The following is a 23,311-nucleotide window of genomic DNA, read 5'->3' on the forward strand; positions in this document are numbered from 1 at the left end:
TCAGCGCTCCAGATGAAAAGTTGACAGGATCTCATTGTTCTCGTCCAGGCCTTGATTGGTGCTGTAAGTTAGATGCAGTGAGACATATTTTTGGTTAGCTAGCGTGTTTTCGAAGTGCAGAACCAAGCCAGCACCTACGATGTGGCCGGTCGGGGTAATTGGAAGCAGGTCCCTTCCATGGTCATCACGGAGGGCATTTAAGCGTCCTGACCATTCGCTTACCCCAAGCACAAAGCCAGGTAGCAGCACTGTGAACTCAGCGGTTGGTTGAGGTGTGGAAACTTCGTTATGTGTGATAGCGGCCCAGTTGGGCGGAGACCAGTAATCATTCTGATGCCACCGGGTGTCGACATGAGATACGCCGAGTGACAGGGCCTGCTCGGTAGATAGAAGTTTTGGGCCGTAGTGCTGATTGTGCCAAGCTTTGATTTCGGCTTGTAGCGAGTCGAAAGAGGGCAGTTTCTTTTCATAATCCAAAGTTATGCCGGGGCGCTCCTCTCCATCATTATTACGATTGCCGAAGATACTGCGTGCTGCCCACAACTCAATTGGGCTATGAAGGTGCTCATGTGCCTTGGCGTGTAGGTACAGGCCTACTCCAATGATGGCGACACCCACGAGGACAAGGGCCGCTGCGGCCCATCCGGCAAAGGGTACTAGCGTTGTAGCGCCTGCAACTGCAAGACCTGCTTCAAGAATTACAACGGAACCAATGGCCATGCTTAAACCGCCAGCTAAAGTGTAATCAGCAGCTGTTTGATTGCCGTTCGCTCTCTGGCGCCCTGCCTTGAAAAAATCTGAAAATAGAGTGAATGCTATTGCAGGATATCCGGCTAAACGCGCAAACAAGTTACTGCTTAGGAACCTGATAACGCCGTTACCAAACGCCATCCCAGGTGCTGTCGAGCTTAATCGCAGCATCACCGCCTTCTGCGTTGCCCGAACGCTGACCGTTGTCGCTGCCGCTGCACCGATCACCCCGAATATCGATGAAGCAAAGCCCAAGGTATATTCCGGTGCATTGCTCTTCTGCAGGCTGTTGTAGGCCGTCTTGAGCGATAAGATGTTGAACCACAGCATGCCCGCGTTCAAACCACCGCCAACGCCCGAGGTGAGCAGGCCGAGAAAATTGGGTTTCACTCGCGCTGTGGTCGTCAGTTCGATCAACACGTTCCGGCTACCCGAGATGCGCAGCTCTTTCAGTTCTTCGACCTGCGCCATGCCGCTCTTCAAGTACTTCTGTACCTCCTGGCTGAACGGATTTTCCGTGATGGCCTGGCTGGTGATCCGATAGCGCGCTGCCAATAGCCCCAGCGCCTTCTCGGCATTCCCCTCACGCGCCGCCATCAACACCTGCTGGCGCAGGCCATGGCTGGCATCCCAGCGGGTTTGCCCGCGCAGGCGCTTGAGCACCACGGTATTGAGCGTCTGGGCGGTCAGGTCGGTGATGTCGGCCATGGCCGGAAAGCGACCGGCCAAGCCTTCGATCACGTCGTCGCTGGCGCCGAACAAACTGCCGATCGAGTCGGCCTTGTCCTTGAACGGGTTGAACGGTGCCAGGGCGGTGTACAGCGGGCTGTCGTGTTGGTCGAGCCATTGTTCCAGGCGCTTGAAGCGTCGATCCTGTTCCTCGGTGCCGGGTGTCGGCTGGCCCATTGGCTGAATCAGCAAGGCCAGTGAGATTTCCAGGCCACGGGCGGAGGCGCGTTCGTCGCGGTCGTAGCAGGCCAAGGCCGCCGCCAGGCTATAGGGGTTATCGATGTGTTGGGATTCGGCCGTTGCCAGCCAGGCGTCATGATCGTTGCTGGCTTGCAAGGCTTGGTTGCGCAGGGCGGCAATACGCCGTTCCAGCTCATCGCGCTCGGCGATGAAGCGCTGGTATTTGCCGACATCGAGGCGCTGTACCAGGCGCGCGCCGTGGGGCGAGTAGTCCTTGTGGGTGAGCGCCTGAAAATGCGACTCGGCCGGCGACAGGGCGGGGCCCCGGCGTTCCAGGCCAAGCCGGAACGCGGCCAGTTCCGGTGAGGGGGCGTCCGCCGGGTACATGCTTTCCAGCGTCTTGTTCAGCAGCATGGCCACCAGGTTGCGATGGTGGAAATCGCGGCTTTGCACGCTCAGTTGTTCGGCATCCAACCGGTAGCACGCCGGCACGCGCTCCTGCTCGGGCGGTTGTGCGGGTTTGGTGTGCTCCAGTTGCTCGGCGGGCATCAGGTCGCGCAGTTGATGCTGGTAGGCCGAGACCGACAGGCTCAGGTCCAGAGCCATGCCTTCGGCGTCGGCAAGCGCGACCACCACCGGCACTTTCGGCTGGGTGTAGGGGTAGTGCCGCGCCATGGCGACGAGGTTGCCGATGGGCAGGATTTCGCTGATCGGGTCGCTGCTCCAGGTCAGCGGCATGCGCAGGTGGGGCGGTTTGAAGTCTTCGACCCAGGTTTGCAGGGCGCTGACCGGCAGCACATGGGGCTGGGTGGACGGCGCTTGGTTGCCGCTCACCAGTTCGGCCATGTCCAACTGGCGCATGTGCCGTTTGCGCAGGGCAGGCGAGCCGGTGATGCGGGCGGTCATGGCGTTGGTCCACAGGTGTGGGCTGTAGCCGATCCAGACTTCCTTGGCGGTATCGGGGCAGGTATCGGCCCACACCCAGCCCAGGGTGCGGCTGGAGAGGTAGCGTTCACGCAGGTGGTAGTTCTCCAGCCCTTGGTAGCGCAGTTCCTTGTAAAGGCCTGCGCCGACGTACTCATGAATGACCAGCTTTTCGCCCAGCGGGCCTTTCATGAACACGTAGACATAGCCCTGACGCAGGGCGCGGAGGGTATAGGCGGAGTGCTGCAGCGGGGCAAAGCCTTGTTCGAGGTTGAAGCCTGCGTCGGCATAGCGGTAGGCGGGGGAGTCGCCGGTGCGCGGCACGATGGCATAGCGCACTGGCAGGATGGGGATGCGTGCACTGCAGGCGGGACCAGAGGTGGCACTGCTGACGGAGGCATTGCTCATGAGAGTTCCTTGCTCAGAGAGCAGCCCTTTCAGACATTAGGCGTAGAGTGGCCTGCTCCAGTACAGAAAAGACTGAAAGATAATTGGCTGACGATTGTTGTGTAAGAAATTTCTTACTTGCTATTTTAAGTTGCAGGGATATGGATTTGCTGGGCGATAAGCGAAGTAGGATGCCTCGATTAATTATTTTTGGTCGAGGGTGAAAGTGTAATATTTTATGTGGATTTATTCGTGCTTTAGTAACGTGGGAAGTTATAACTAAGTTTGTAGGAATTGCCTTACTTAAACCGTCCTCTATCTATTCAGTTTTTGCACTTGGCCATGACGACTTGGCAAGTTCTCGGTGTGCCTCCCGAGCGACTGGCATAGCGTATGCAGTTGTTCATCGACTTCTGACGGGCAATGCTGAGGTTATTGCCCCAGGCCAGGCCACCCTCGCCGGTCGTGGGGACGGCTTTGGCGAAGCAGTTGGAGCCCACCGCAGGTGTGGCGTAGCGGGGTTTGCTGGAGCAGCCAGCGGTGAGCGCCAGGCTGAGGGCTAGCAGGGTGTTCAGCACCCAGGACTCGATTGGGCGTATCGGTTGTCTGCGCATGTGATCCCCTTGTCCGCTTGGCGGCAAATGCCTTGCAGGATATTTCATTCAAGCCAAACGGTGAACTATCGCGGCGTCAAGGGGCTCCTTTGCTAAGCGCACCCTGCGCTCAACTGATGGTACAAGCCCATCAGCCCCGGGTCACTGAATGAAAAGGAGGCACCGTGACCGCATCTGACCAAAATTTCTACCGCTGTACACCCAGCCCGCTGCACGCCTTGTTGCTGGCCGGCAGTGTGCCGTTGTTTCTGGGTGCGCTACTGAGCGATATCGCCTACTACAACAGTTATCAAATCCAGTGGAGTAACTTCGCCGCCTGGCTGATCGCCGGTGCTTTGGTGTTCTGCGGGCTGGCACTGCTCTTCGCGTTGGCCAACCTGATCCGCGCCGAGCACAAGGGCGGGCGCGCAACGCTTTACTTCGCGCTGCTGCTGGTGACCTGGCTGCTTGGGCTGGTCAATGCGTTTGAGCATGCCAAGGACGCTTGGGCAGTGATGCCGTCGGGGCTGGTGTTGTCGGTGATCGTGACCGTGCTTGCGGTAGTGGCTGCATGGACCGGCTTGAGCAACCTGCGTTCGGGAGGTGCGGCATGAAGCCTTTACATGCATTGACCCTGTTGAGCCTGACGCTGGCGCTTGGTGCCTGTGGTGGCGACGGTGAGCCGACCCAGGCCCACGGCCCAGACCCGAAGCTGCCGGAGCCGCAGCGCGGCTTGCTGCCGAGCATGAAGATTGCGCAGCCGGTTGCCTGGGGTGAACAGAAACCGACCGTGCCGGAGGGTTTCAGCGTCACGGCCATTGCCACTGACCTGAAGATTCCGCGGCAGAGCCTGGTGCTGCCCAATGGTGACATTCTGGTAGCCGAGGGCAGGGGTGGCAGTGCGGCCAAGCTCAAGCCCAAGGACGTGATTGCCAGCCAGATCAAGGCCAAGGGCAACACGCAGGTAAAGGGCGGCAACCGCCTGACCTTGCTGCGTGATGCCGACGGCGATGGCACCTATGAGGTGCAGACCGTGTTCGCGGAAAACCTCAACGCCCCCTACGGCTTGGCGTTTGCCGACGGCAAGCTGTATGTGGCCAACCAGGATGCGCTGGTGCGCTTCGACTACAAGGAAGGCCAGACCCAGGCCGAAGGCTCGCCCACCAAGGTCACCGACCTGCCGGCCGAGATCAACCACCACTGGACCAAGGCGCTGACCATCAGCCCGGATGGTCGTTACCTGTACGTGGGCATAGGCTCGAACAGCAATATCACCGAGCGCGGCCTGGAGGTCGAGATCGATCGGGCCATGGTCTGGCAGGTCGATGCCGAAACCGGTGCGCACCGGCCCTACGCCACCGGCCTGCGCAATCCGACGGCATTGACCATTCAGCCGCAGACCGGGCAGTTGTGGACGGTGGTCAACGAGCGGGATGAACTGGGCCCCGACCTGGTGCCGGATTACCTCACATCGGTGCGTGAGGGCGGCTTCTATGGTTGGCCTTACAGCTACTGGGGACAGAACGTGGATGACCGGGTGCGGCCGCAGAACCCAGGCAAGGTGGCAGCGGCGATCAAGCCGGATTACAGCCTGGGCTCGCATGTGGCTGCCCTGGGTGTCGACTTCTCGATACCGGCCATGGGGGATGGGTTTTCCGACGGTGTCTTCGTGGGCGAGCACGGCAGCTGGAACCGACCTGACCCGGTGGGCTACAAGGTGATTTTCGTGCCGTTCAGCAATGGCAAGCCTGCGGGAGAGCCGATCGACTTCGCCATGGGGTTCCGAGGTGAGGATGGCAAGACCCGTGGACGGCCGGTGGGGGTGACAGTGGACCCCCGTGGGGCGTTGATCATTGCCGATGATTTGGCGAATACGGTTTGGCGGGTGACGCGCAATCGCTGAATGAACTACCGGGGTTGCGCGATCCGCTGGGCTTGCGCGACAGCGTCTACACGGATCGCGCAGCGCTTCAGAAGCGGTAGTTGAAGCTGGCTTCCAGCGTCCGTGGTGCCCCTGGCGTAACCAGGTCCACCGAGCCGTGCGCCGAGGCATAGTAGTCACGGTCGAAGGCGTTCTTCAGGCGCAGCGCGGCATCCCACTGCGGCACGCTGTACAGCAGTGCGGCGTCGAAGGTGGTGTAGCCCGGCATCACCACTACGTTGTCGAGCGCGGTGTAGCGCTCGTCGACGTAGTTGGCACCGGCAGCCACGCGCCACTCTGGGGTCAGGGTGCGCACCAGCCAGATGTTGGCGCTGTTACGCGGCGTCAGCGTAGGGGTCTGGCCTTCATTGGCCACGCCATTGGTCTTGCTGTTCGACTTGGTGATCTCGGCATCCAGGTAGGCGTAACCGGCGTAGACTTGCCACTTGTCCGAGAGCTGCCCGCTGACGGTGGCTTCGAAACCATCGGTACGTTGCTCGCCCGCCAGTACGGTCAGGTTGGGGTTGGCCGGGTCGGCAGTCTTCATGTTGGTGCGCTCAAGGCGGAACACCGCAGCGGTCAGCGACAGGCGGCTGTCGAGCAGGTCCCATTTGGCGCCGATTTCATAGTTGGTGGTTTCTTCCGGCTCCAGATGCTGGTTGGTCGGGCTGACCGCGAACACTTCGCCCGAAGGCTGGTAGCTGCGGCTGACCGACACGTAGTAGGACTGGATGGTGTCCGGCTGATAGACCAGGCCGGCGCGCGGGCTCCAGGTCTTGTCGGTGCGGTCGAGGTCGACGTTCTGCACGCGGTCGTCGTCGTACTCCTGGCCGAAGATGTCATAACGCACACCCACCAGGGCCTTCCAGTGCTCGTTAAGCTCGATCATGTCCTGCAGGTACAAACCGGTGGTCTGCTGGAAGTTGGTGCCTTTGGACGACAGGTTGGCGGCATGGTCTGGCACCGGCACCAGGGCGTCGCGGTACACCGGCACCTGGGCCACATTGTTTTGGCTCAGCACGCGCTGGTACTTGTCCTGCAAGCCCACTTCCACGCCATACAGCAGGTTGTGCTGCATGCCGGCCACTTGCGCCTGCTGCTTGAGTTCGGTCTGGTTGAATACACCGTACTCGTCACGGGCAACGTTGCCACGGTTGAGCTTGACCAGCAATTCGCCGTTGGGCGCAGTGACGAAGCGTGTCGGGCTGCTGTCGGCCAGGGTGTTGTTGCGGTCCAGGTCGTAGCGGTAGTAACGGCTGGTGTTGGTCAGCGTGAAGCTGTCGTTGATGCGGTAGTCCAGGCTGGCGGTCAGCGAGAACACCTCGCTGCGGGCGTAGTCCTGGTCGGCATCGCCAGAGCCGAAGCGCTTGTCGCGATCGACATCCACCGGGCGGTTGCCCAGGGCCGGGATGCCGAAGTCGATCAGGCGCTTGTCGTACAGGTAGGTGGCGCCCAGGTTCAGTTCCAGGTCGTCCGAGAGGCGGAAGTAGGCCGACGGCGCGATGGCCTTGCGGTCGATATAGCCATCGTCGCGGAAGGTGTCGCTGTCTTCGAAGGCGCCGGTTACGCGGTAGGCCTGGTTGCTTTGCGGGTCGGCCCAACCGGTGTCGAACTGCGTGCGGCGTTTGCCTTCGCTGTCGAAGCTCATGCCCACTTCGCGCTTGGGCGTGAAGCTTGGCTTCTTGCTGATGCTGTTGATCAGCCCGCCAGAAGAACCACGGCCATACAGCACGGCGGCTGGGCCCTTGATCACCTCGACACGCTCGACGTTGGACAGGTCACGGAAGTACAGGGCATCGTCGCGCACGCCGTCGATGTACATGTCGCCAATGGCGCTGAAGCCGCGGATGGTCACCTGGTCGCGCTGGCCGTCGCCGTTGGACAGGCCGATGCCGGGCACGTTCTTCAGCACGTCCTCCATGGACTGCGCGCCCTGATCCTTGATTACGCTTTCGGGCACGACGTTGACGGTTTGCGGGATATCACGCAGCGGCGCGTCGATCTTCATGGCGCTGCGGCTTTCACTGGCCTTGTAGCTTTGCTGCTCGTAGGCGCTGGTGACGGCAGTGGCGGGCAGGGCGAGGCTACCCTGCGCTTGGGTTTGAACGGCAGCGTGAACAGCAGGCACAACCAGCAGGCCCAGCATGGAAATGGATGCTGGGGCAACGGACCTTTTTGCCATTACAGGTGACTCTTTGTTGTTTTCGAGGTCACGAATAGTAATGATTTGTAAATGTAAAGCAAGTGTAAAGAGTTCGCATTTGCTATTACAAGCGTGGGGTGGCGAGAAGGAGGCGAAACCGGTCGCAGCGGATGTGTGCGGGCAGGGTGGTGGGCAACGTCTATGCTTGTTGGCGCGTGAGCCTTTCGCGCCCTTTTTTGGTCTTGATCACATGGAAGCAGGCCTATGAACCCGATTCGTTCTCTCGCTCGTGCAGTTGCCTTGGCCACACTGGTTTCCGCTGCCAGCCTCACGGCACACGCTGCTGATATCCCGATTGCCAGCGAGGCACTGGAAAGCCACGTCACCACGCAAGTCACAGCCATCGACCTGGCCAACCGCCAGGTGACGGTGAAGGGCCCTGATAACAAGAAGGATGTGACGTTCCAGCTCACGGAAAAGGCCAAGGCCCTGCCTAATCTCAAAGTGGGCGACCAGGTCGACATCTTCGTCACCCGTGCCGTGGCTTATGTGCTCAACACCAATGTGGGTGGGGCGCCGAAGGCCAGTGAGGAGTCGGGGACCATTCGCGCCACTGCGCAAAACCCCAACCCGGGTGGCGAGGCATTCCGCCAGGTCAGGGTCACTTCGCAGATCAAGAAGATCGACCTCAAGCAGCATGAGGTGAGCCTGCTGCCACCAGAGGGCAAGCTGCAGGTCGTCAAGGTCGAGAACCCAGACCTGCAGGCGCGCATGAAGAACCTCAAGGTTGGCCAGACGGTCGACGCGATCTACACCGAAGTGCTGCGCATTGAAACCTCGCGCTGAGCATTCATCGAGGTAGGCTGCGGGTTGCCCGTGTATGTATCCGTCGTGATGCCTTGCATGACGGCGGATGGCGCACGAACAGCTGGATCACCCAATCCGGGCGGGTCTTGCTGGCGTCATTGAGCCAGTTGGCGACCGAGTCCTGAGCGTATTTGTCAGCTTCTGCCAGGCGCGGTACCAGCAGCGGCTCAGCCGCTTCAGGCGTTTGCTTGAGTGCGTTGATGTGCTCGCACCACACCCCACGTGGGCGTAGCACCTCGATGCAGAAGCGCCTTACCAGCGGGTTCAGGTCGCCGGCGTAAGGCCCGAGCAGTGCGAGGGCTGCGTCCAGTTCTTGGGCCAGGCGTGGGCGCAAGGCCATCCACGCCCACTCGCGTACGCCAAAATGCTCATCGCGAGCGAATCGCAACTGTGCCAGCAGTGCAGGCTCCAGCAGTTGCGTGCGCGATAAATGCGCTTGGGCGAAGGCCGCCCAGCTGCGCACGGTATCGGAAGCATGCGAGCTGCACTGCGCCAGCACTTGCTCGCGCATCGGCGAGGCGGCCTGCTCCAACCATTGCCCCAGCGCCAGCCCGATGGCTGCGATCTTCTTCGACAGGCCCAACGAGGCTGTGTCTTCAGCGCAGGCGGTCAAATCGTCGATGAGCGTGGCTGGCAGCAGGGTGGCCAACGAGCCGACCAGGGCTCTCTGGTCCACCGCCAGGCATTCGGCGAGGTTGCGGGTTGGTAACTGCCCTAGATCAAGCAGGGTTTTGCGTTCATCTGTCATCGAATGTGTTCCATCACATCAGCTTTAGGTTTGCTCGTAGCGAGGCCCTTGGGTGTCGCGACGGGACAGGAGCCTAGCTCAATAGGTAGAGAACGTATCTATTCATGCGCCTGGCGAATAGTGTGCGTGCATGTTTTCGATTTCCATAAGTTTGGGGAATTTTCGATCATGGCGTGAATATTGGTCAGCGATGAGGATTGCCATGTTCAGTAAAACCCTGTGTCTTCTGGTGCTTCCCTTTGCCCTGGCGTTGCTAGCCGGGGCAGTTTTGCCGTTCCAGGCCGCAGGTAATGCCGCCGTCGGCCGGGCGTTGGGGCACTGGCTGTGGGGGGCATTCACGTCGTTGACGGTGAGTTCGCTGGTGGTTGTCGCCGCGCTGTTGATCCTCAGAGTGCCAGTGCCAGACCTAGACAAGGCCCTGCAGGGGCCATGGTGGCTTTGGGTCGGGGGAGTGCTGGGGGCGATGTATGTGGCCGGTGCCGCAGCACTTACTCCCAAACTGGGCGCGGCGGGGTTCCTGGTGCTGGTGGTGGCCGGGCAGATCATCACAGCGGTGCTCGCCGACCACTTCGGGGTAATGGGGCTGGGCGGTAAGCCGCTCAGCCTGGCCAGGGTAGCGGGTGTAGTGCTAATCCTGTGCGGTGTGCTGCTGGTGCAGGGTACATGGGCGCCGGCGCCATCGGCCGATTCCACGGTACCGGTGAAGCAGCAGGAAAACTGATCAGCGCCCTGGCTGGCTGCAGGCCCACACGGTTTCGCGCAGCCAGCGGTGCCCAGGGTCGCTGTCCTTGCGGCTGTGCCAGGCCTGCTGGTAGTCGAATGAGGGAATAGCCAGTGGCGGCGTGAACTGGCGCAGTGTCTTGTGTTGGCGTAACGACCCTACAGCGCGGCTGGCCACCGTCAGGATCAGATCGGTGCCAGCCAGCACTTCGACTGCCGCGCTCCAGTGTGGCAAGGCCAAGGCAATACGACGGCGCAGGCCTTGGGCGGCCAGTGCACGCTCGATTTCATCGAAGGCATCCGGGCGCATGGCCATCAACACATGCGGGCGTGCCAGCCAGTCTTCCAGGGCCAGATCACCGCGAGGGGGCAATACCTGGCGATCGGCAACACTGATGAAACGGTCGGCAAACAGGGGCTGGGCGGTGATGTCCTGGGGCAGGTCTGGGAACAGGCCCAGGGCCAGGTCCAGTTCGCCGTCGAGCAACTGGGCCAGCATCGTTTCGCGGCTGGCCTGGCTGATGGCCAGGTCCACCCCGGGTGCTACCTGGCGCAGATGGCGTAGCAGAGGCGGCAGGATAAGGCGCGAGGAATAGTCAGACAGTGACAGCCGGAAACGGCGCTGGGCCCTGGCGGGTTCGAACAACGGGGTAGCCAGCAGGCCGTTGAGGTTGCCCAGGGCATCTTGCAGGGGTTGGGCCAGCGACTGGGCGCGGGCGCTGAGGGCCATGCCGCCGCCTTGGCGTACCAGCAACGGGTCGTCGAAGTGTTTACGCAACTGCGCCAGGGCGTGGCTGACTGCCGGTTGACTGCGGTGCAGGCGCAGCGCGGCGCGGGTCACGTGCTTTTCGCTGAGCAGGGCGTGCAAGGCGAGCAGTAGGTTGAGGTCGATCTTGCGCAGCTCATCCATGGAGTGAATGATCCTGTAAGAATTTAAAGGCGTGAATCAGCTTAACAAATGATGTGGCCACATGGCCCCCACAAAGGGCTGCGCCGACCTGTCTAGCGTTATACTCCCCGTCCGTTTTACTGTTATCCGAGTATTCCGATGGGTCTTTCCGCAACTGCCACACCCGAACCGCGTCGCCTTGGCGCACCTATTATCGCCATGACCTTGCTGCTGGCTGGCGCCTGGTTCCTCAACTTCAATGCCGGCTTCAAGCAGGTTTTGTTGCTGGTGGTCGGCGCCGCGCTTGGTCTGACGCTGTATCACGCCGCCTTCGGTTTCACTTCGGCCTGGCGAGTGTTCATCAACGAGCGACGTGGCGCAGGCCTGCGCGCACAGATGGTCATGCTGACCTTGGCCGTGCTGCTGTTCTTCCCGGCGCTTTCGGCAGGTAGCCTGTTCGGTAACCCGGTCACCGGTCTGGTAGCCCGGCGGGTGTCTCTGTGGTGTTCGGGGCGTTCATTTTCGGCATCGGCATGCAGCTGGGCGGCGGTTGCGCATCGGGCACGCTGTTCACCGTAGGGGGTGGTAATGCGCGCATGCTGGTAACCCTGCTGTTCTTCATCATCGGCTCGGTCAGCGCTACCCATCATGCTGATTGGTGGTTCGCCTTGCCGTCGTTCCCGGCCACCTCGATCGTGCAAACCTGGGGGGTAGGGCCTGCGCTGTTGGTTAGCCTGGCGGTATTCGGGTTGATCGCCTGGGCTACCGTGGTGCTGGAAAAACGCCGGCATGGCGCGCTTGAGGCGCCGGTTGCCAGCGAACACCAGGGCCTGCGCCGCTTCCTGCGTGGTCCTTGGCCATTGCTGTGGGGCGCTGTCGCCCTGGCCTTGTTGAACTACGCGACCTTGGCGCTGGCGGGGCGGCCATGGGGCATTACCTCGGCGTTCGCCCTGTGGGGGGCTAAGGTGCTCAACGGGTTGGGTGTGGATGTCGGCAGTTGGGTGTTCTGGCAGGCTCCGGCCAATGCCAAGGCCTTGGCGGCGCCGTTGTGGCAGGACATCACCACAGTGATGGACCTGGGCATCGTGCTGGGGGCGTTGCTGGCGGCGGGCCTGGCCGGGCGCTTTGCGCCAAGCCTGAAGATCCCGCTGCCGTCGCTGGTGGCCGCAGTGATTGGCGGCCTGCTGCTGGGCTACGGTTCGCGCCTGGCGTACGGGTGCAACATCGGTGCGTATTTCAGCGGTATCGCCTCGGGCAGCGTGCATGGCTGGCTGTGGCTGGTGGCGGCCTATGCTGGCAACCTGGTCGGCGTGCGCCTGCGCCCGCTGTTTTTCGCTGGTGAGCGGCGCCCTGCGGTACTGGGCGGGTGCTGAAGCACTGATTTGATTGCTGCAAGGGGTGCAGAAATCATCTGCACCTCGCCTGATTGTTCAACGTTTCCTACCTGATTAGCCTGATTCGAACACTCATCCAGCAGGATTCGATCATGGTTACCCGCATCATTCTCAATGGCACCGGCACTGCCGATGTCATGCAGCTCGAACACATGGCGGTGCAAACTCCAGGGCCTGGGCAGGTCTGGCTGGAACAGACAGCCATGGGTGTGAACCCGCTGGACGTGTTGCAGCGCAAGGGTGGGGCAGGGCTGGCATTGCCGTCAGGCCTGGGGCTGGAAGGTGCAGGTAGGGTCACTGCCCTCGGCGATGGGGTTCGCAACGTGCAGGTCGGCGACCGGGTCGCCTATGCGATGGGGCCGGTCGGCGCTTATGCCAGCGGCCGGCTGTTCCCGGCCGAACGGCTGGTCAAGCTGCCGCCGCAGCTGGAGGACGAAGCCGCCGCAGCGGTGCTGTTCAAGGGCATTACGGCGCAATACTTGTTGAAAACCACCTTTGCCGTGGGGCCGGGTACACAAGTGCTGCTATACGGCGCAGCCGGTGCCTTGGGCCAGCTGATGGCACCTTGGGCGCGGCACCTGGGGGCGACGGTGATCGGCGTGGTGTCGCGCCCGCAAAGTGTGGCGAGGGCACAGGCAGCAGGCTGCCAGCATGTGCTGGTGTTCGACGCGGCAACCTTGGCCAGCCAGGTGCGCAAGCTGACCCAAGGGCAAGGGGTGGATGTGGTGTATGACTGCGTGGGCAAGGTGTCGCTGGAGGCTTCGCTGGACAGCCTGCGAGTGCGCGGCCTGTTGGTGTCGTTCGGTGGCACCTCCGGTGCACCGGCGGCTATCGAGGTGGCCACGCTCAATGCCAAGGGCTCGTTGTACCTGACCCGGCCGTCGTTAGCGGCCCACACCCGCACGGTCGAGGAGTACCAGCAGCGTGCGGCCGATGTGCTGACGGCCGTCGCCGAGGGTATCATCCAGCCTCGGGTGTGGCGTCGCTACCCGCTGGCTGACGCAGCCAAGGCCCACGGGGACCTGGAGCAAGGGCGGTCGGAGGGCGCGTTGGTACTGACTGCCTGATGCCCGATCCTTGACCCCACTGCCCTGAGCCGAGCCTTGCCATGGATGCCTTCGACAGCCGCCGCGCCGATGAACTTGCCACTTTGCTGGCCTTGCATGAGCAGGGCTCGTTTGCTGCTGCCGGGCGACAACTGGAGCGCCACCCCACGGTGCTGTCGAAACGCCTGAGCTCACTGGAAACGCGGCTGGGCATTCGCCTGGTGGAGCGCAGCACGCGGCAGTTGCGCTTTACCGATGAGGGACAGCGGCTGGTAGCCAAGGTACGCGAGGCAAGCCGGCTGATTGCCGAAGCGGAGCAGGAGGCTGCCGAAGGCGCTGCAACGGTGCGTGGGCGCCTGCGTCTGGCGTTACCGGCTGCCATGGGCAGGCGCTGGTTAAGCGGGATGCTTGCCGACTTTGTGCTGGCCTACCCGCAAGTGACGGTGGAGACCGAGTACGCCGACCGTTTCGTTGACCTGATCGGCGAGGGCTTCGACGCCGCGATTCGCATTGGTGAGCTAGCGGACAATCGACTGGTGGCGAGGAAATTATGCGATCACGTACGCATCCTGTGCGCATCGCCTCAGTACCTCGCTCGGCATGGGGTGCCTGCGGAGCCGGAACAATTGCCTGAGCATAATTGTTTAGGTTTCAGTGGTTTACGATCATTTCCTGAATGGCGCCTGAAGAGCGGCGCGCATCAGGTAAACGTCAAGGTTACCGGTAGCCTGCGCAGCAATGACAACGAAGCGCTGCTGGAGGCAGCGCGCCGCGGTGTAGGAATTTTGGCGGGTGGCGACTGGCTGATGGGCGAGGACCTGGCCAGCGGCAACCTAGTACGGGTGCTGCCGCAATGGCAATTGGACGTGGCGGCGGGCATCTACCTGGTGCGACCCACCGCACGCCTGAATACAGCGGCCCTGGGCGCCTTCAAGGCCTGGCTGGAGGACCGTTTCAAGGGCGGCGCCCCTTGGCGGCCCTGAAACGGTCTTTGTAGGCGCAGCATAAGGTTACGCCTACATGACTTTATGTTTAGTTAATAACTTATTGATAAATAAGTAATTATCTTTTTGCTACAGCATGCTGAACACACTGCTCGTAGTAGGTCTGCTTGATCGCGGCAGGCTTGAGTCGCGAGCGGCTATTGTAGGTCTGCTCGGTAATGCCAAAGGCGGTCATGCGCATCCACGGCTTGGGGAATTTGCGTACCTGCAGCTTCTTGCGCGTGGCATACAGGGTTACCCCGGAAAGCTTGGCCTGCTGGGCCTCGGCGGCTATCTGCGCACCCCAGCCGCAGGTGTGGCGATCGTTCTGGCTCAGTGCGCGGGCCTGGGCGCTGAAAGCGAGCGTGGCCAGCAGGCAGCCGGCCATCGTTGCTAGAAGTACTCGCATGTTGCTGTCCTAAGCGTCTGAAAGGAAAAAGAGTTTGCCTTCACTTTCAGTGGCTGGGGGCCAGCAATTTGCCGTCAGAATATGGCCATGCGCAGCGGGCTGGCAGCAGGCTTGCGCAGGCTGATCCACGCCAGGCTGGCGACCCAGATCACCGACACACCATAGTTCAGGCGCTGATACAGGCCGAACAGCTGGCCGCTTTGGGCCGCCTGGCCCATCAGTATGACGGTGACGATCGCCAGCACTACACAGACCAGAGAAAACAGCGCAAATGCAGGCGAGCCAGCAATGCGGCTGCCCTGCCATGCCCAGAGGGCGCTGGCAACGGTCAGGGAGAGGAACATCAGCAAGCCGGACAGGTTATGCAGTTGCTGGGCGGTGGATGGCTGTGTCGGTGCGCAACCCTGATCGCAAGGGAACCACCCGGTTCCCAGGCTGCCGATGCCATGCAGCAACACCAGGCCGGCACTCAGCAGCGCCAGCTTCGAGCCACGCCAGCGTCGGGCGAGGCCCCAGGCAAACAGGCCGAACAACCCGGCCAAGGGAAAATTGTTGAGCAGTGGCGACCAGCTGTGGGTTGGCGAGCCTGTCGCACCCAGCTGGCTCATGGCCTGTTGCAGGTGGTCGTAGCCGGGGTACGCCAGGGCGGTGAGCCATACCCCTGCCAACAGCCAGAGGGGTATCAGCAGGCCGCTGCCGAGCAACAGGCGGTCGAGGGTTTTCATGCTGCGGTGTCCTTCCATGGATGAGTGAGCGTGAGGGCGCACAGTACAGGCTTGCGCGGGGCTTGAGCCAGTGCTTCTGTGGGTTTTTCCTGGGCTGGGGGCCTGCAAAGGTGAGCAATAAATACCGCACCGGGTGTATGTGATCGTACAACCGCTTGCGCTATGATGAGCGCTGTCTTTCAAGGTGAAATACAGGGCAATGACAGAGCAGCAGGTACAGGCAAGGACCCGGCGCAAGCCGCGCAGTCTGGCCCAGGAACTGGTCACAGTGCTGACCGAGCGCATTCGCAGTGGCCAGCTCAAGCGCGGCGACAAGCTGCCGACCGAATCGCAGATCATGGCCGAAGAGGGCGTCAGCCGCACCGTGGTGCGTGAGGCGATCTCGCGGCTGCAGGCTGCCGGGCAGGTAGAGACCCGTCATGGCATCGGCACCTTCGTGCTGGATGCACCGGCAACCGGGGGCTTTCGCATCGACCCGGCCACTGTGGTCACCCTGCGCGAAGTGCTGGCGGTGCTGGAGTTGCGCATTGCCCTGGAGATCGAGTCCGCTGGGCTGGCGGCGCAGCGACGCAGTGATGAAGCGCTGGCTGGTATGCGGGCGGCGCTGGACGAACTCAACGAAGGGGCCGCCCATGCCACTGATGCGGTGTCGGCGGACTTCCAGTTCCACCTGCGCATCGCCCAGGCCAGCGGTAACCACTACTTCGCCGATATCATCAACCACCTGGGTACCAGTATCATTCCGCGCACCCGGCTGAATTCGGCGCGGCTGGCCCATGATGATCAGGCGCATTACATGAGCCGGTTGATGCATGAGCACGAGGCGATCTATGAAGCGATTGCCCGGCAGGACAGCGAAGGGGCGAAGATGGCCATGCGTATGCACCTGAGCAACAGCCGCGAGCGCTTGCGTCAGGCGCATGAGGCGGCTGAGGCACAAGGGGCCTGAGCCATTTGTCGCCGGTACAGCCAAAAGAAAGCCCCGCCATGTGCGGGGCTTTCTTGTTTCAGGCAACCCGTCAGATCACCTCCTCGCTCCATTGCCCGTTCACCAGCCGACGCAGCCCCAGCGGGTTGCCATCGCGCAGTGCTTCGGGCAGCAACGCCTGCGGATAGTTCTGGTAGCACACTGGGCGCAGGAAGCGGTCGATGGCCAAGGTGCCGACCGAGGTGCCACGCGCATCCGAGGTCGCAGGGTAAGGCCCGCCGTGAACCATGGCATCACACACTTCGACACCGGTCGGGTAGCCATTGATCAGGATCCGCCCGACTTTCTCCTCAAGCAGTGGCACCAACCAGGCGTAGGCCTCGAAATCTTCCGCTTCGCCGATCAGGGTAGCGGTCAACTGGCCACGCAGGCCGAGCAGGGCGGCGCGCAGTTGTTCGTCGTCCTGCACTGCTACGGCCACGGTGGTGGGGCCGAACACTTCTTCCTGCAGCAGCGGGTCAGACTGGACCAGCAGGCCTGCATCGGCCTTGAACAGCTGGGCGCGGGCCTGGCTGCCTTCCTGCTTCTGGCCGGCCAGGTGCTGGATTCCACTATGGGCATGCAGGTGCTCCAGGCCGCCAACGTAGCTGCGCAGGCCTCCCGCGTTGAGCATGGTTTGCCCGGCCTGTTGGTCCAGATGCTGGCCAAGGTCGGCCAGTAACTGGTTGTACTGCGGCGACTGCAGCCCGATCACCAGGCCCGGGTTGGTGCAGAACTGCCCGGCACCCATGCACACAGAGCCGGCCAGTTCGCGAGCAATGGCCTCGCCACGCTTGGCCAGGGCGCCCGGCAGGATGATGACCGGGTTGATGCTGGACATCTCGGCGAACACCGGGATTGGCTGCGGGCGCTCGGCGGCCATGCGGCACAGAGCGTCACCGCCTTTCAGCGAGCCGGTGAAGCCAACGGCCTGGATGGCTGGGTGCTTGACCAGCCACTCGCCCACGCCGCCTCCGAATACCATGTTGAACACGCCTTTGGGCATGCCGGTACGTTCGGCGGCGCGCACGATGGCGCAAGCAACCAGGTCGGCGGTGGCCATGTGGCCGCTGTGAGCCTTGAACACCACCGGGCAGCCGGCGGCCAGGGCTGCGGCGGTATCACCGCCAGCGGTGGAGAAGGCCAGCGGGAAGTTGCTGGCGCCAAACACAGCGACCGGGCCGACACCGATGCGCATCTGGCGCAGGTCTACGCGTGGCAGGGGTTGGCGTGCGGGCAGTGCCAGGTCGATGCGCGCGCCGAGGAAGTCGCCGCGACGCAGTACCTGGGCGAACAGGCGCATCTGCCCACTGGTGCGGCCGCGCTCGCCCTGGATACGGGCGGCGGGCAGGGCTGTTTCGCGGCAGACGATGGCGACGAAGGCATCGTCCAGTTCGTCCAGTTCGTCCAGTTCGGCGGCGATGGCGTCGAGAAACTCGGCACGACGTGCCGGGGCCAGTTGGCGGAATTCGGCGAAGGCGGCGGCGGCGGCGCTGGCGGCCTGGTCCACTTCGGCCTCGGTAGCTTGGGCGAAGCTGAAGGGCAGGGCTTCGCCAGTGCTGGCGTCCAGGCTCTGCAGGCGCTGAGAACCAGCGGCACTGCGCTGACCGGCGATGAAGTTGTGGCCGAGGATTTCAGGCATGGGGTGCTCCTGTAGGTTGAAAGAAAATCTGGCGGGTTGTCGCATGACCTGTGGGAGCGGGCATGCCCGCTCCCACAGCATGCCCTCGGCATCAGGTAATCGGTGCCGGGTTGAACAGGGTGATGTCGTTGTGTAGCCGGTGCTGCTCGGCCCAGGTCTGCTTGCGGCCGCTGGCCACGTCCAGGTAGTAATGGAACAGTTCCCAGCCCAGCTCTTCGATGGTCGAACGGCCTGTGGCGATGCGCCCGGCGTCGATATCGATCAGGTCGGGCCAACGCTGGGCCAGTTCGGTGCGCGTGCACACCTTGACCACGGGTGCCATGGCCAGCCCGTAAGGGGTGCCTCGGCCTGTGGTGAACACATGCAGGTTCATGCCGGCGGCCAGTTGCAAAGTGCCGCAGACGAAGTCGCTGGCCGGGGTGGCGCAGAAGATCAGGCCCTTGCGCGTTACCCGCTCGCCTGGGCCAAGCACGCCCTGGATAGCGCCGCTGCCCGACTTGACGATCGACCCAGGGATTTCTCGACGATATTGGACAGGCCACCTTTCTTGTTGCCCGGCGTCGTGTTGGCACTGCGGTCGGCGGCCCCTTGCTGCAGGTAGCGGTCGTACCAGTCCATTTCGCGCACCAGGGCATCGGCAACGTCCTGGTTTTGCGCGCGCGAGGTCAGCATGTAGATGGCGTCTCGTACCTCGGTCACTTCCGAGAACAGCACCGTAGCACCGGCACGTACCAGCAAGTCTGCGGCGTAGCCCAGCGCAGGGTTGGCGGTGATGCCCGAGAAGGCATCGCTGCCACCGCACTGCATGCCGAGGATCAACTCGCTGGCCGGTACGGTTTCGCGGCGGCGCTGGTCGAGCTTCTTGAGGCGGGTTTCGGCCAGCTCCATGATTTGCTCGATCATTTCCACAAAGCCCAGGCTGGCGTCCTGCAGGCGGTACAACCATGGCTCGCTGAGGTCTACCGACGGGTCGTTGTCGTGCATCACCTGGCCGGCCTGCAGCTTTTCGCAGCCGAGGCTGATGACCAATGCCTCGCCACCCAGGTTGGGGTTGCGGGCCAGGTTGCGCACGGTGCGGATCGGGATGTAGGCGTCGCGAGCGTTGATGGCCACGCCGCAGCCGTAGCTGTGGGTGATGGCTACCACGTCATCGACGTTGGGGTACTTGGGCAGCAGTTCGCTGCGAATGCGCTTGACCGCATGCTCCAGCACGCCGGTCACACACTGCACGGTGGTGGTGATGCCGAGGATGTTGCGGGTGCCAACGGTGCCGTCGGCATTGCGGTAGCCTTCGAACGTGAAGCCTTCGAGTGGCGGCAGCGGTTGTGGGACGGCGTCACAGCGCGGCAAGCTGTCCAGTTCCGGGGCGGCCGGCATGGCCAGTTGGCTTTCCTGCACCCAACTGCCCTGGCGTAGGTCTTCCAGCGCGTAGCCGATGATTTGCCCGTAGCGGCGCACGGGCTCGCCTTTGGCGATGGCCTTGGTTGCGACCTTGTGGCTTTGTGGCACGCCTTCGACCAAGGTCAGGCCGTCGGCGAAGTGGGCGCCTTCGCCCAGGCCGCCGTCGTTGACCACCACCACGACGTTATCGTCGTCGTGCAGGCGGACGTAGCGCGGCGAGTCGGAATGTTCGATCAACTGCATGTTTGGGCCCTACTTGTCAGGTTCTCAGGCTTTTTGTACATCTGCCCGCACCGGTTGCCCCGGGGCGGGCGTGTTCACTCAGTGGCGCGAGCTGGCCAGTTCGCCATTGGCGGCAGGCTCAGCCTGTGGCTTTGGGGCGTCGTCGCGCAGTTCGATACGCTTGATCGGGCCGACGATCACCAGGTAGCTGAACACCGCCACCAGCGCGTTGGCGCCCACGTACACCAGCGCCCATTTGAACGAGCCGGTGGCGCTGATGATGTAGCCGATCACGATAGGGGTGGTGATCGAGGCGATGTTGCCGAAGGTGTTGAACAGGCCACCGGACAGCCCGGCGATCTGTTTCGGCGAGGTGTCTGCCACCACCGCCCAACCCAGCGCGCCAATGCCTTTGCCGAAGAACGCCAGGGTCATGAAGCCAACCACCATCCACTCGGCATCGACGTAGTTGCAGAACACCATGGTGGTCGACAGCAGCAGGCCGCACACGATCGGCAGTTTGCGCGAGAAGGTCAGCGAGTTGCCACGGCGCAGCAGCCAGTCGGAGATCACGCCACCCAGCACGCCCCCAATGAAACCGCAGACCGCCGGCAGCGAGGCGATGAAGCCGGCCTTGAGAATGGTCATGCCACGTTCCTGCACCAGGTACACGGGGAACCAGGTAAGGAAGAAGTAGGTGATGGCGTTGATGCAATACTGGCCCAGGTACACGCCCAGCAGCATGCGGCTGGTCAGCAGTTGCTTGATGTAGCCCCATTTCGGGCCGTCGTTGCCGCGCTTCTGGTCCATGTCCACCAGGCCGCCGTTATGCTCGATGTGTTCGAGCTCGCTTTGGCTGATGCGTGGGTGTTGGCGCGGGTTGTGGATGGTTTTCAGCCACACCATGGAGAACACGATGCCCAGTGCACCCATGACGACAAACACGTGCTCCCAGCCGAAGCTGAACACGATCCAGCCCATTATCGGGGCGAACAGCGCCGTGGCGAAGTACTGCGCCGAGTTGAAGATGGCTGAGGCAGTGCCGCGCTCCTGAGTCGGAAACCAGGCGGCGACGATGCGTGCGTTGCCCGGGAACGACGGGGCTTCGGCGAAGCCAACCAGAAAGCGCAAGGTGAAGAGGGTGACAACCGCCCAGGCAACCGGCAGGCCACCGACAAAACCCTGCAACAGGGTGAACAGCGACCAGGTGAAGATGCTGAAGGCGTAGACGTTCTTGGAACCGAAGCGATCGAGCAGCCAGCCACCAGGAATCTGGCCAGCCACGTAAGCCCATCCGAAGGCGGAGAAGATATAACCGAGGGTTACGGCGTCAATGCCGAGGTCTTTCTGCAGGCTGGAGCCTGCGATGGCGATGGTAGCGCGGTCGGCATAGTTGATCGTGGTCACCAGAAAAAGCATGAACAGGATCAGGTAGCGCACATGCGTCTTTTTAGTCGCTTGCATGCTGGCAATACTCCCACTAGTTATTTTTGTGCGGGCTCACGAATTGTAACCGGAGTGGGGCTGGCCCACTCCGGGCGCGGCATCTGGCAGGCCGCGGGCAGGGCTTACTGCGGGCCCATCTTGTCCATCAGCGCGGCGAGCATCTCGTACTCTTCTGCGGTGAGGTCGGTCAGCGGGGTGCGCACGGGGCCTGCGTCGTAACCGGCAATTTTGGCGCCGGCCTTGACGATGCTCACGGCGTAGCCGGCTTTGCGGTTGCGAATGTCCAGGTACGGCAGGAAGAAATCGTCGATCAGCTTGGCCACGGCAGCGTGGTCGTCACGGGCGATGGCACTGTAGAAGTCCATGGCGGTCTTCGGCACGAAGTTGAACACCGCGGAGGAGTACACCGGCACGCCCAGGGCCTTGTAGGCAGCAGCATACACTTCGGCGGTCGGCAGGCCACCCAGGTAGCTGAAACGTTCGCCCAGGCGGCGACGGATCGACACCATCAGCTCGATATCACCCAGGCCATCCTTGTAGCCGATCAGGTTCGGGCAGCGCTCGGCCAGTTTTTCCAGCAGGTCGGCGTTCAGGCGGCAGACGTTGCGGTTGTACACCACCACGCCGATGTTCACCGATTTGCACACCGCTTCGACGTGTGCGGCGACGCCGTCCTGGCTGGCTTCGGTCAGGTAATGCGGCAGCAGCAACAGGCCCTTGGCACCCAGGCGCTCGGCTTCTTGTGCGTATTCGATGGCCTGACGGGTGGACCCACCAACACCCGCGAGGATAGGAACCGAGGTGGCGCAGGTATCGACGGCGGTCTTGATCACCTGGCTGTACTCGCTGGCGGCCAAGGAGAAGAACTCACCGGTGCCGCCAGCGGCGAACAGGGCGCTGGCGCCATACGGGGCCAGCCACTCCAGGCGCTTGATGTAGCCAGCCGGGTTGAAGTCGCCCTGGGCGTTGAAGTCGGTGACCGGGAAAGACAGCAGGCCGTGGGAGAGGATGGATTTAAGTTCTTGTGGATTCATTGTTGTTGGCATCCTGTGGCGCTTGGGTGAAGGGTGTTGTTCTGCGTTAGAGGTAAGTTATCGTACAACTTAAGCGATGACTAGCCCTCCTTGCAGAAAAATTTGTGTGCGCCGGTCTGGGGGTGGCGGCGCTCGATCTCGTAGGCGCTAGAAATGACACGGCGACCGCATGTTGGTCATCGTATCTCTTAGGTGGGGAGGGGTAAAAAACGATCGCGGAGACAGGTACAAGCCCGCCGCCCGATTCCACGGGAAGTGTTCTGGGACCAGCAGAGGGTGACCGGGGAAACGGGCGACCTTGCGCCGCCCCGCGATCAAAGCAGAGGAAACTGAATGTCAGGCAGCGTGCTGGCGCTTGACCTGCGCCTTGCGTACCTGGGCTCGGCAGGCATCGCCGAAAGCCTGGAAGATCTTGATCGAATCAGGGTTCTTCGCCGCTTGCCATTCTGGGTGCCACTGTACGGCGAACAGGAACGGCGAAATGCTCGGCGCGTGAATCGCTTCAACCAAGCCATCTTCGGCATGGGCGATAGCTTCGATACCGGCGCCGAGCTTGTGCAGGCCCTGGCCATGCAGCGAGTTGACGCGAATCTCGTCGGTACCCAGGGTGTCACGCAGCCAGCTGCCCGGCTGGATCTTCACCCCATGTACTTGGGCGTACTGCACTTCAACCGGGTCTTCCGGGTTTTCCCGGTGGTCATTGAAGCCAGGCTCGGCGTAGACCTTCTGGTAGATGTCGCCACCCAGGGCCACGTTGATTTCCTGCATGCCACGGCAAATGCCGAAGATTGGCAGGCCACGCTTGATCGCCGCCTTGACCAGTGGGATGTCGAACAGGTCGCGGTTCTGGTCCTGGCCCTTGCCTGGGGTTTCATTTTCCTGGCCATACAGGGCCGGGTCGATGTTGCTGCCAGCGCCCGTCAGGTACACGCCGTCGGCCATGTCCAGGTAGGTCTCGAGGTCTTCAATGCCGCAGCAGGTGGGCACCAGTACCGGGACGCAATCGGAAAACTCGACCAGCGGGGTGATGTATTTGTGGGTCATGACCTGATAGTCATGGCCTTTGCGCTCTTGGCTGCCCATGGTCATCAGGACGACGGGTTTGCGCAGGGAAGGTTGCTTGTTGCCAATGTTGCTGTTGGACATATGTCACCTTGGGACAGGTTCAACCTGTCGTTGTTGTGCAGGCGC

Annotated in this window: 18 protein-coding genes and 2 pseudogenes; 8 read left to right on the forward strand and 12 right to left on the reverse strand. The window is 62.2% G+C overall.

Going from position 1 to position 23,311, the window contains the following annotated elements; translation table 11 throughout:
- Nucleotides 1-2,991 (reverse strand): T6SS effector BTH_I2691 family protein, encoded by a 2,991-nt coding sequence (locus AB5975_21540; GenBank protein ID XDR19112.1) that lies wholly within the window; start codon nt 2,989-2,991, stop codon nt 1-3.
- 302 nt (nt 2,992-3,293) lie between these two features.
- Nucleotides 3,294-3,584, reverse strand: a complete 291-nt coding sequence (locus AB5975_21545) for a hypothetical protein (GenBank protein XDR19113.1) — start codon at nt 3,582-3,584, stop codon at nt 3,294-3,296.
- A gap of 164 nt (nt 3,585-3,748) precedes the next feature.
- On the opposite strand from AB5975_21545, the gene AB5975_21550 reads away from it, so the two are divergent.
- A complete protein-coding gene (locus AB5975_21550) occupies nt 3,749-4,177 on the forward strand; it encodes a DUF2231 domain-containing protein (GenBank protein ID XDR19114.1) in 429 nt (142 codons plus the stop codon).
- On the forward strand, nt 4,174-5,466 hold the full coding sequence (locus tag AB5975_21555; protein ID XDR19115.1) for a sorbosone dehydrogenase family protein: 1,293 nt from the start codon (nt 4,174-4,176) through the stop codon (nt 5,464-5,466). Before AB5975_21550 ends, AB5975_21555 begins: the two co-directional genes overlap by 4 nt.
- Nucleotides 5,467-5,533: 67 nt before the next feature.
- Here the strand turns inward: AB5975_21555 and AB5975_21560 are convergent, their stop codons facing one another.
- Nucleotides 5,534-7,666, reverse strand: a complete 2,133-nt coding sequence (locus AB5975_21560) for a TonB-dependent receptor (GenBank protein XDR19116.1) — start codon at nt 7,664-7,666, stop codon at nt 5,534-5,536.
- 225 nt (nt 7,667-7,891) lie between these two features.
- On the opposite strand from AB5975_21560, the gene AB5975_21565 reads away from it, so the two are divergent.
- Entirely contained in the window at nt 7,892-8,473 is a 582-nt protein-coding gene (locus tag AB5975_21565) for a hypothetical protein (GenBank protein XDR19117.1), read from the forward strand.
- A gap of 4 nt (nt 8,474-8,477) precedes the next feature.
- Here the strand turns inward: AB5975_21565 and AB5975_21570 are convergent, their stop codons facing one another.
- Complete coding sequence (locus AB5975_21570; GenBank protein ID XDR19118.1) at nt 8,478-9,242, reverse strand: hypothetical protein; 765 nt, start codon at nt 9,240-9,242, stop codon at nt 8,478-8,480.
- Between the two features lie 202 nt (nt 9,243-9,444).
- On the opposite strand from AB5975_21570, the gene AB5975_21575 reads away from it, so the two are divergent.
- Complete coding sequence (locus AB5975_21575) at nt 9,445-9,963, forward strand: DMT family transporter (protein XDR19119.1); 519 nt, start codon at nt 9,445-9,447, stop codon at nt 9,961-9,963.
- On the opposite strand, the gene AB5975_21580 is transcribed toward AB5975_21575, so the two are convergent.
- Nucleotides 9,964-10,872: a LysR family transcriptional regulator gene (locus AB5975_21580; protein ID XDR19120.1), complete on the reverse strand. Its 909-nt coding sequence runs from the start codon at nt 10,870-10,872 to the stop codon at nt 9,964-9,966.
- Nucleotides 10,873-11,010: 138 nt separating this feature from the next.
- Here AB5975_21580 and AB5975_21585 point away from each other — a divergent pair.
- The 3 genes and pseudogenes from AB5975_21585 (at nt 11,011) to AB5975_21595 (ending at nt 14,274) form a co-directional block, all read left to right on the forward strand.
- Nucleotides 11,011-12,224: pseudogene (locus tag AB5975_21585) on the forward strand (YeeE/YedE family protein).
- 113 nt (nt 12,225-12,337) lie between these two features.
- Nucleotides 12,338-13,312 (forward strand): quinone oxidoreductase, encoded by a 975-nt coding sequence (locus AB5975_21590; GenBank protein XDR19121.1) that lies wholly within the window; start codon nt 12,338-12,340, stop codon nt 13,310-13,312.
- A 41-nt stretch (nt 13,313-13,353) separates the two neighbouring features.
- On the forward strand, nt 13,354-14,274 hold the full coding sequence (locus tag AB5975_21595; protein ID XDR19122.1) for a LysR family transcriptional regulator: 921 nt from the start codon (nt 13,354-13,356) through the stop codon (nt 14,272-14,274).
- Nucleotides 14,275-14,353: 79 nt separating this feature from the next.
- Here the strand turns inward: AB5975_21595 and AB5975_21600 are convergent, their stop codons facing one another.
- Together AB5975_21600 and AB5975_21605 are read right to left on the reverse strand one after the other, a co-directional pair.
- Complete coding sequence (locus tag AB5975_21600) at nt 14,354-14,683, reverse strand: hypothetical protein (protein XDR19123.1); 330 nt, start codon at nt 14,681-14,683, stop codon at nt 14,354-14,356.
- A 74-nt stretch (nt 14,684-14,757) separates the two neighbouring features.
- Nucleotides 14,758-15,408, reverse strand: coding sequence for a DUF998 domain-containing protein (locus AB5975_21605; protein XDR19124.1), 651 nt, complete (start codon nt 15,406-15,408; stop codon nt 14,758-14,760).
- Nucleotides 15,409-15,607: 199 nt separating this feature from the next.
- Between AB5975_21605 and AB5975_21610 the strand changes: the two genes are divergently transcribed.
- Nucleotides 15,608-16,357 carry a FadR/GntR family transcriptional regulator gene (locus tag AB5975_21610; protein XDR19125.1) on the forward strand — a complete coding sequence of 250 codons (750 nt, stop codon included), beginning with the start codon at nt 15,608-15,610 and terminating at the stop codon, nt 16,355-16,357.
- A gap of 70 nt (nt 16,358-16,427) precedes the next feature.
- Here AB5975_21610 and AB5975_21615 read toward each other — a convergent pair whose 3' ends face one another.
- The 5 genes and pseudogenes from AB5975_21615 to AB5975_21635 all read right to left on the reverse strand — a co-directional run bounded on the left by AB5975_21615 (nt 16,428) and on the right by AB5975_21635 (nt 23,266).
- A complete protein-coding gene (locus AB5975_21615) occupies nt 16,428-18,017 on the reverse strand; it encodes an aldehyde dehydrogenase (NADP(+)) (protein XDR19126.1) in 1,590 nt (529 codons plus the stop codon).
- 91 nt (nt 18,018-18,108) lie between these two features.
- Nucleotides 18,109-19,661: pseudogene (garD, locus tag AB5975_21620) on the reverse strand (galactarate dehydratase).
- A gap of 78 nt (nt 19,662-19,739) precedes the next feature.
- Entirely contained in the window at nt 19,740-21,104 is a 1,365-nt protein-coding gene (locus tag AB5975_21625; protein ID XDR19127.1) for an MFS transporter, read from the reverse strand.
- 104 nt (nt 21,105-21,208) lie between these two features.
- Nucleotides 21,209-22,120, reverse strand: coding sequence for a 5-dehydro-4-deoxyglucarate dehydratase (gene kdgD / locus AB5975_21630; GenBank protein XDR19128.1), 912 nt, complete (start codon nt 22,118-22,120; stop codon nt 21,209-21,211).
- A gap of 336 nt (nt 22,121-22,456) precedes the next feature.
- Nucleotides 22,457-23,266, reverse strand: coding sequence for a gamma-glutamyl-gamma-aminobutyrate hydrolase family protein (locus AB5975_21635; protein XDR19129.1), 810 nt, complete (start codon nt 23,264-23,266; stop codon nt 22,457-22,459).
- Nucleotides 23,267-23,311: the final 45 nt, after the last annotated feature.

The sequence above is a fragment of the Pseudomonas putida genome (assembly GCA_041071465.1).
GTDB lineage: Bacteria > Pseudomonadota > Gammaproteobacteria > Pseudomonadales > Pseudomonadaceae > Aquipseudomonas > Aquipseudomonas putida_P.

Coding starts and splice junctions, on each gene's coding strand:
- AB5975_21555 (XDR19115.1), top strand. CDS start 4,174: ATGAAGCCTTTACATGCATTGACCCTGTTGAGCCTGACGCTGGCGCTT.
- AB5975_21605 (XDR19124.1), bottom strand. CDS start 15,408: ATGAAAACCCTCGACCGCCTGTTGCTCGGCAGCGGCCTGCTGATACCC.
- AB5975_21570 (XDR19118.1), bottom strand. CDS start 9,242: ATGACAGATGAACGCAAAACCCTGCTTGATCTAGGGCAGTTACCAACC.
- AB5975_21625 (XDR19127.1), bottom strand. CDS start 21,104: ATGCAAGCGACTAAAAAGACGCATGTGCGCTACCTGATCCTGTTCATG.
- AB5975_21575 (XDR19119.1), top strand. CDS start 9,445: ATGTTCAGTAAAACCCTGTGTCTTCTGGTGCTTCCCTTTGCCCTGGCG.
- AB5975_21595 (XDR19122.1), top strand. CDS start 13,354: ATGGATGCCTTCGACAGCCGCCGCGCCGATGAACTTGCCACTTTGCTG.
- AB5975_21565 (XDR19117.1), top strand. CDS start 7,892: ATGAACCCGATTCGTTCTCTCGCTCGTGCAGTTGCCTTGGCCACACTG.
- AB5975_21545 (XDR19113.1), bottom strand. CDS start 3,584: ATGCGCAGACAACCGATACGCCCAATCGAGTCCTGGGTGCTGAACACC.
- kdgD (XDR19128.1), bottom strand. CDS start 22,120: ATGAATCCACAAGAACTTAAATCCATCCTCTCCCACGGCCTGCTGTCT.
- AB5975_21540 (XDR19112.1), bottom strand. CDS start 2,991: ATGAGCAATGCCTCCGTCAGCAGTGCCACCTCTGGTCCCGCCTGCAGT.
- AB5975_21610 (XDR19125.1), top strand. CDS start 15,608: ATGACAGAGCAGCAGGTACAGGCAAGGACCCGGCGCAAGCCGCGCAGT.
- AB5975_21580 (XDR19120.1), bottom strand. CDS start 10,872: ATGGATGAGCTGCGCAAGATCGACCTCAACCTACTGCTCGCCTTGCAC.
- AB5975_21635 (XDR19129.1), bottom strand. CDS start 23,266: ATGTCCAACAGCAACATTGGCAACAAGCAACCTTCCCTGCGCAAACCC.
- AB5975_21615 (XDR19126.1), bottom strand. CDS start 18,017: ATGCCTGAAATCCTCGGCCACAACTTCATCGCCGGTCAGCGCAGTGCC.
- AB5975_21590 (XDR19121.1), top strand. CDS start 12,338: ATGGTTACCCGCATCATTCTCAATGGCACCGGCACTGCCGATGTCATG.
- AB5975_21600 (XDR19123.1), bottom strand. CDS start 14,683: ATGCGAGTACTTCTAGCAACGATGGCCGGCTGCCTGCTGGCCACGCTC.
- AB5975_21560 (XDR19116.1), bottom strand. CDS start 7,666: ATGGCAAAAAGGTCCGTTGCCCCAGCATCCATTTCCATGCTGGGCCTG.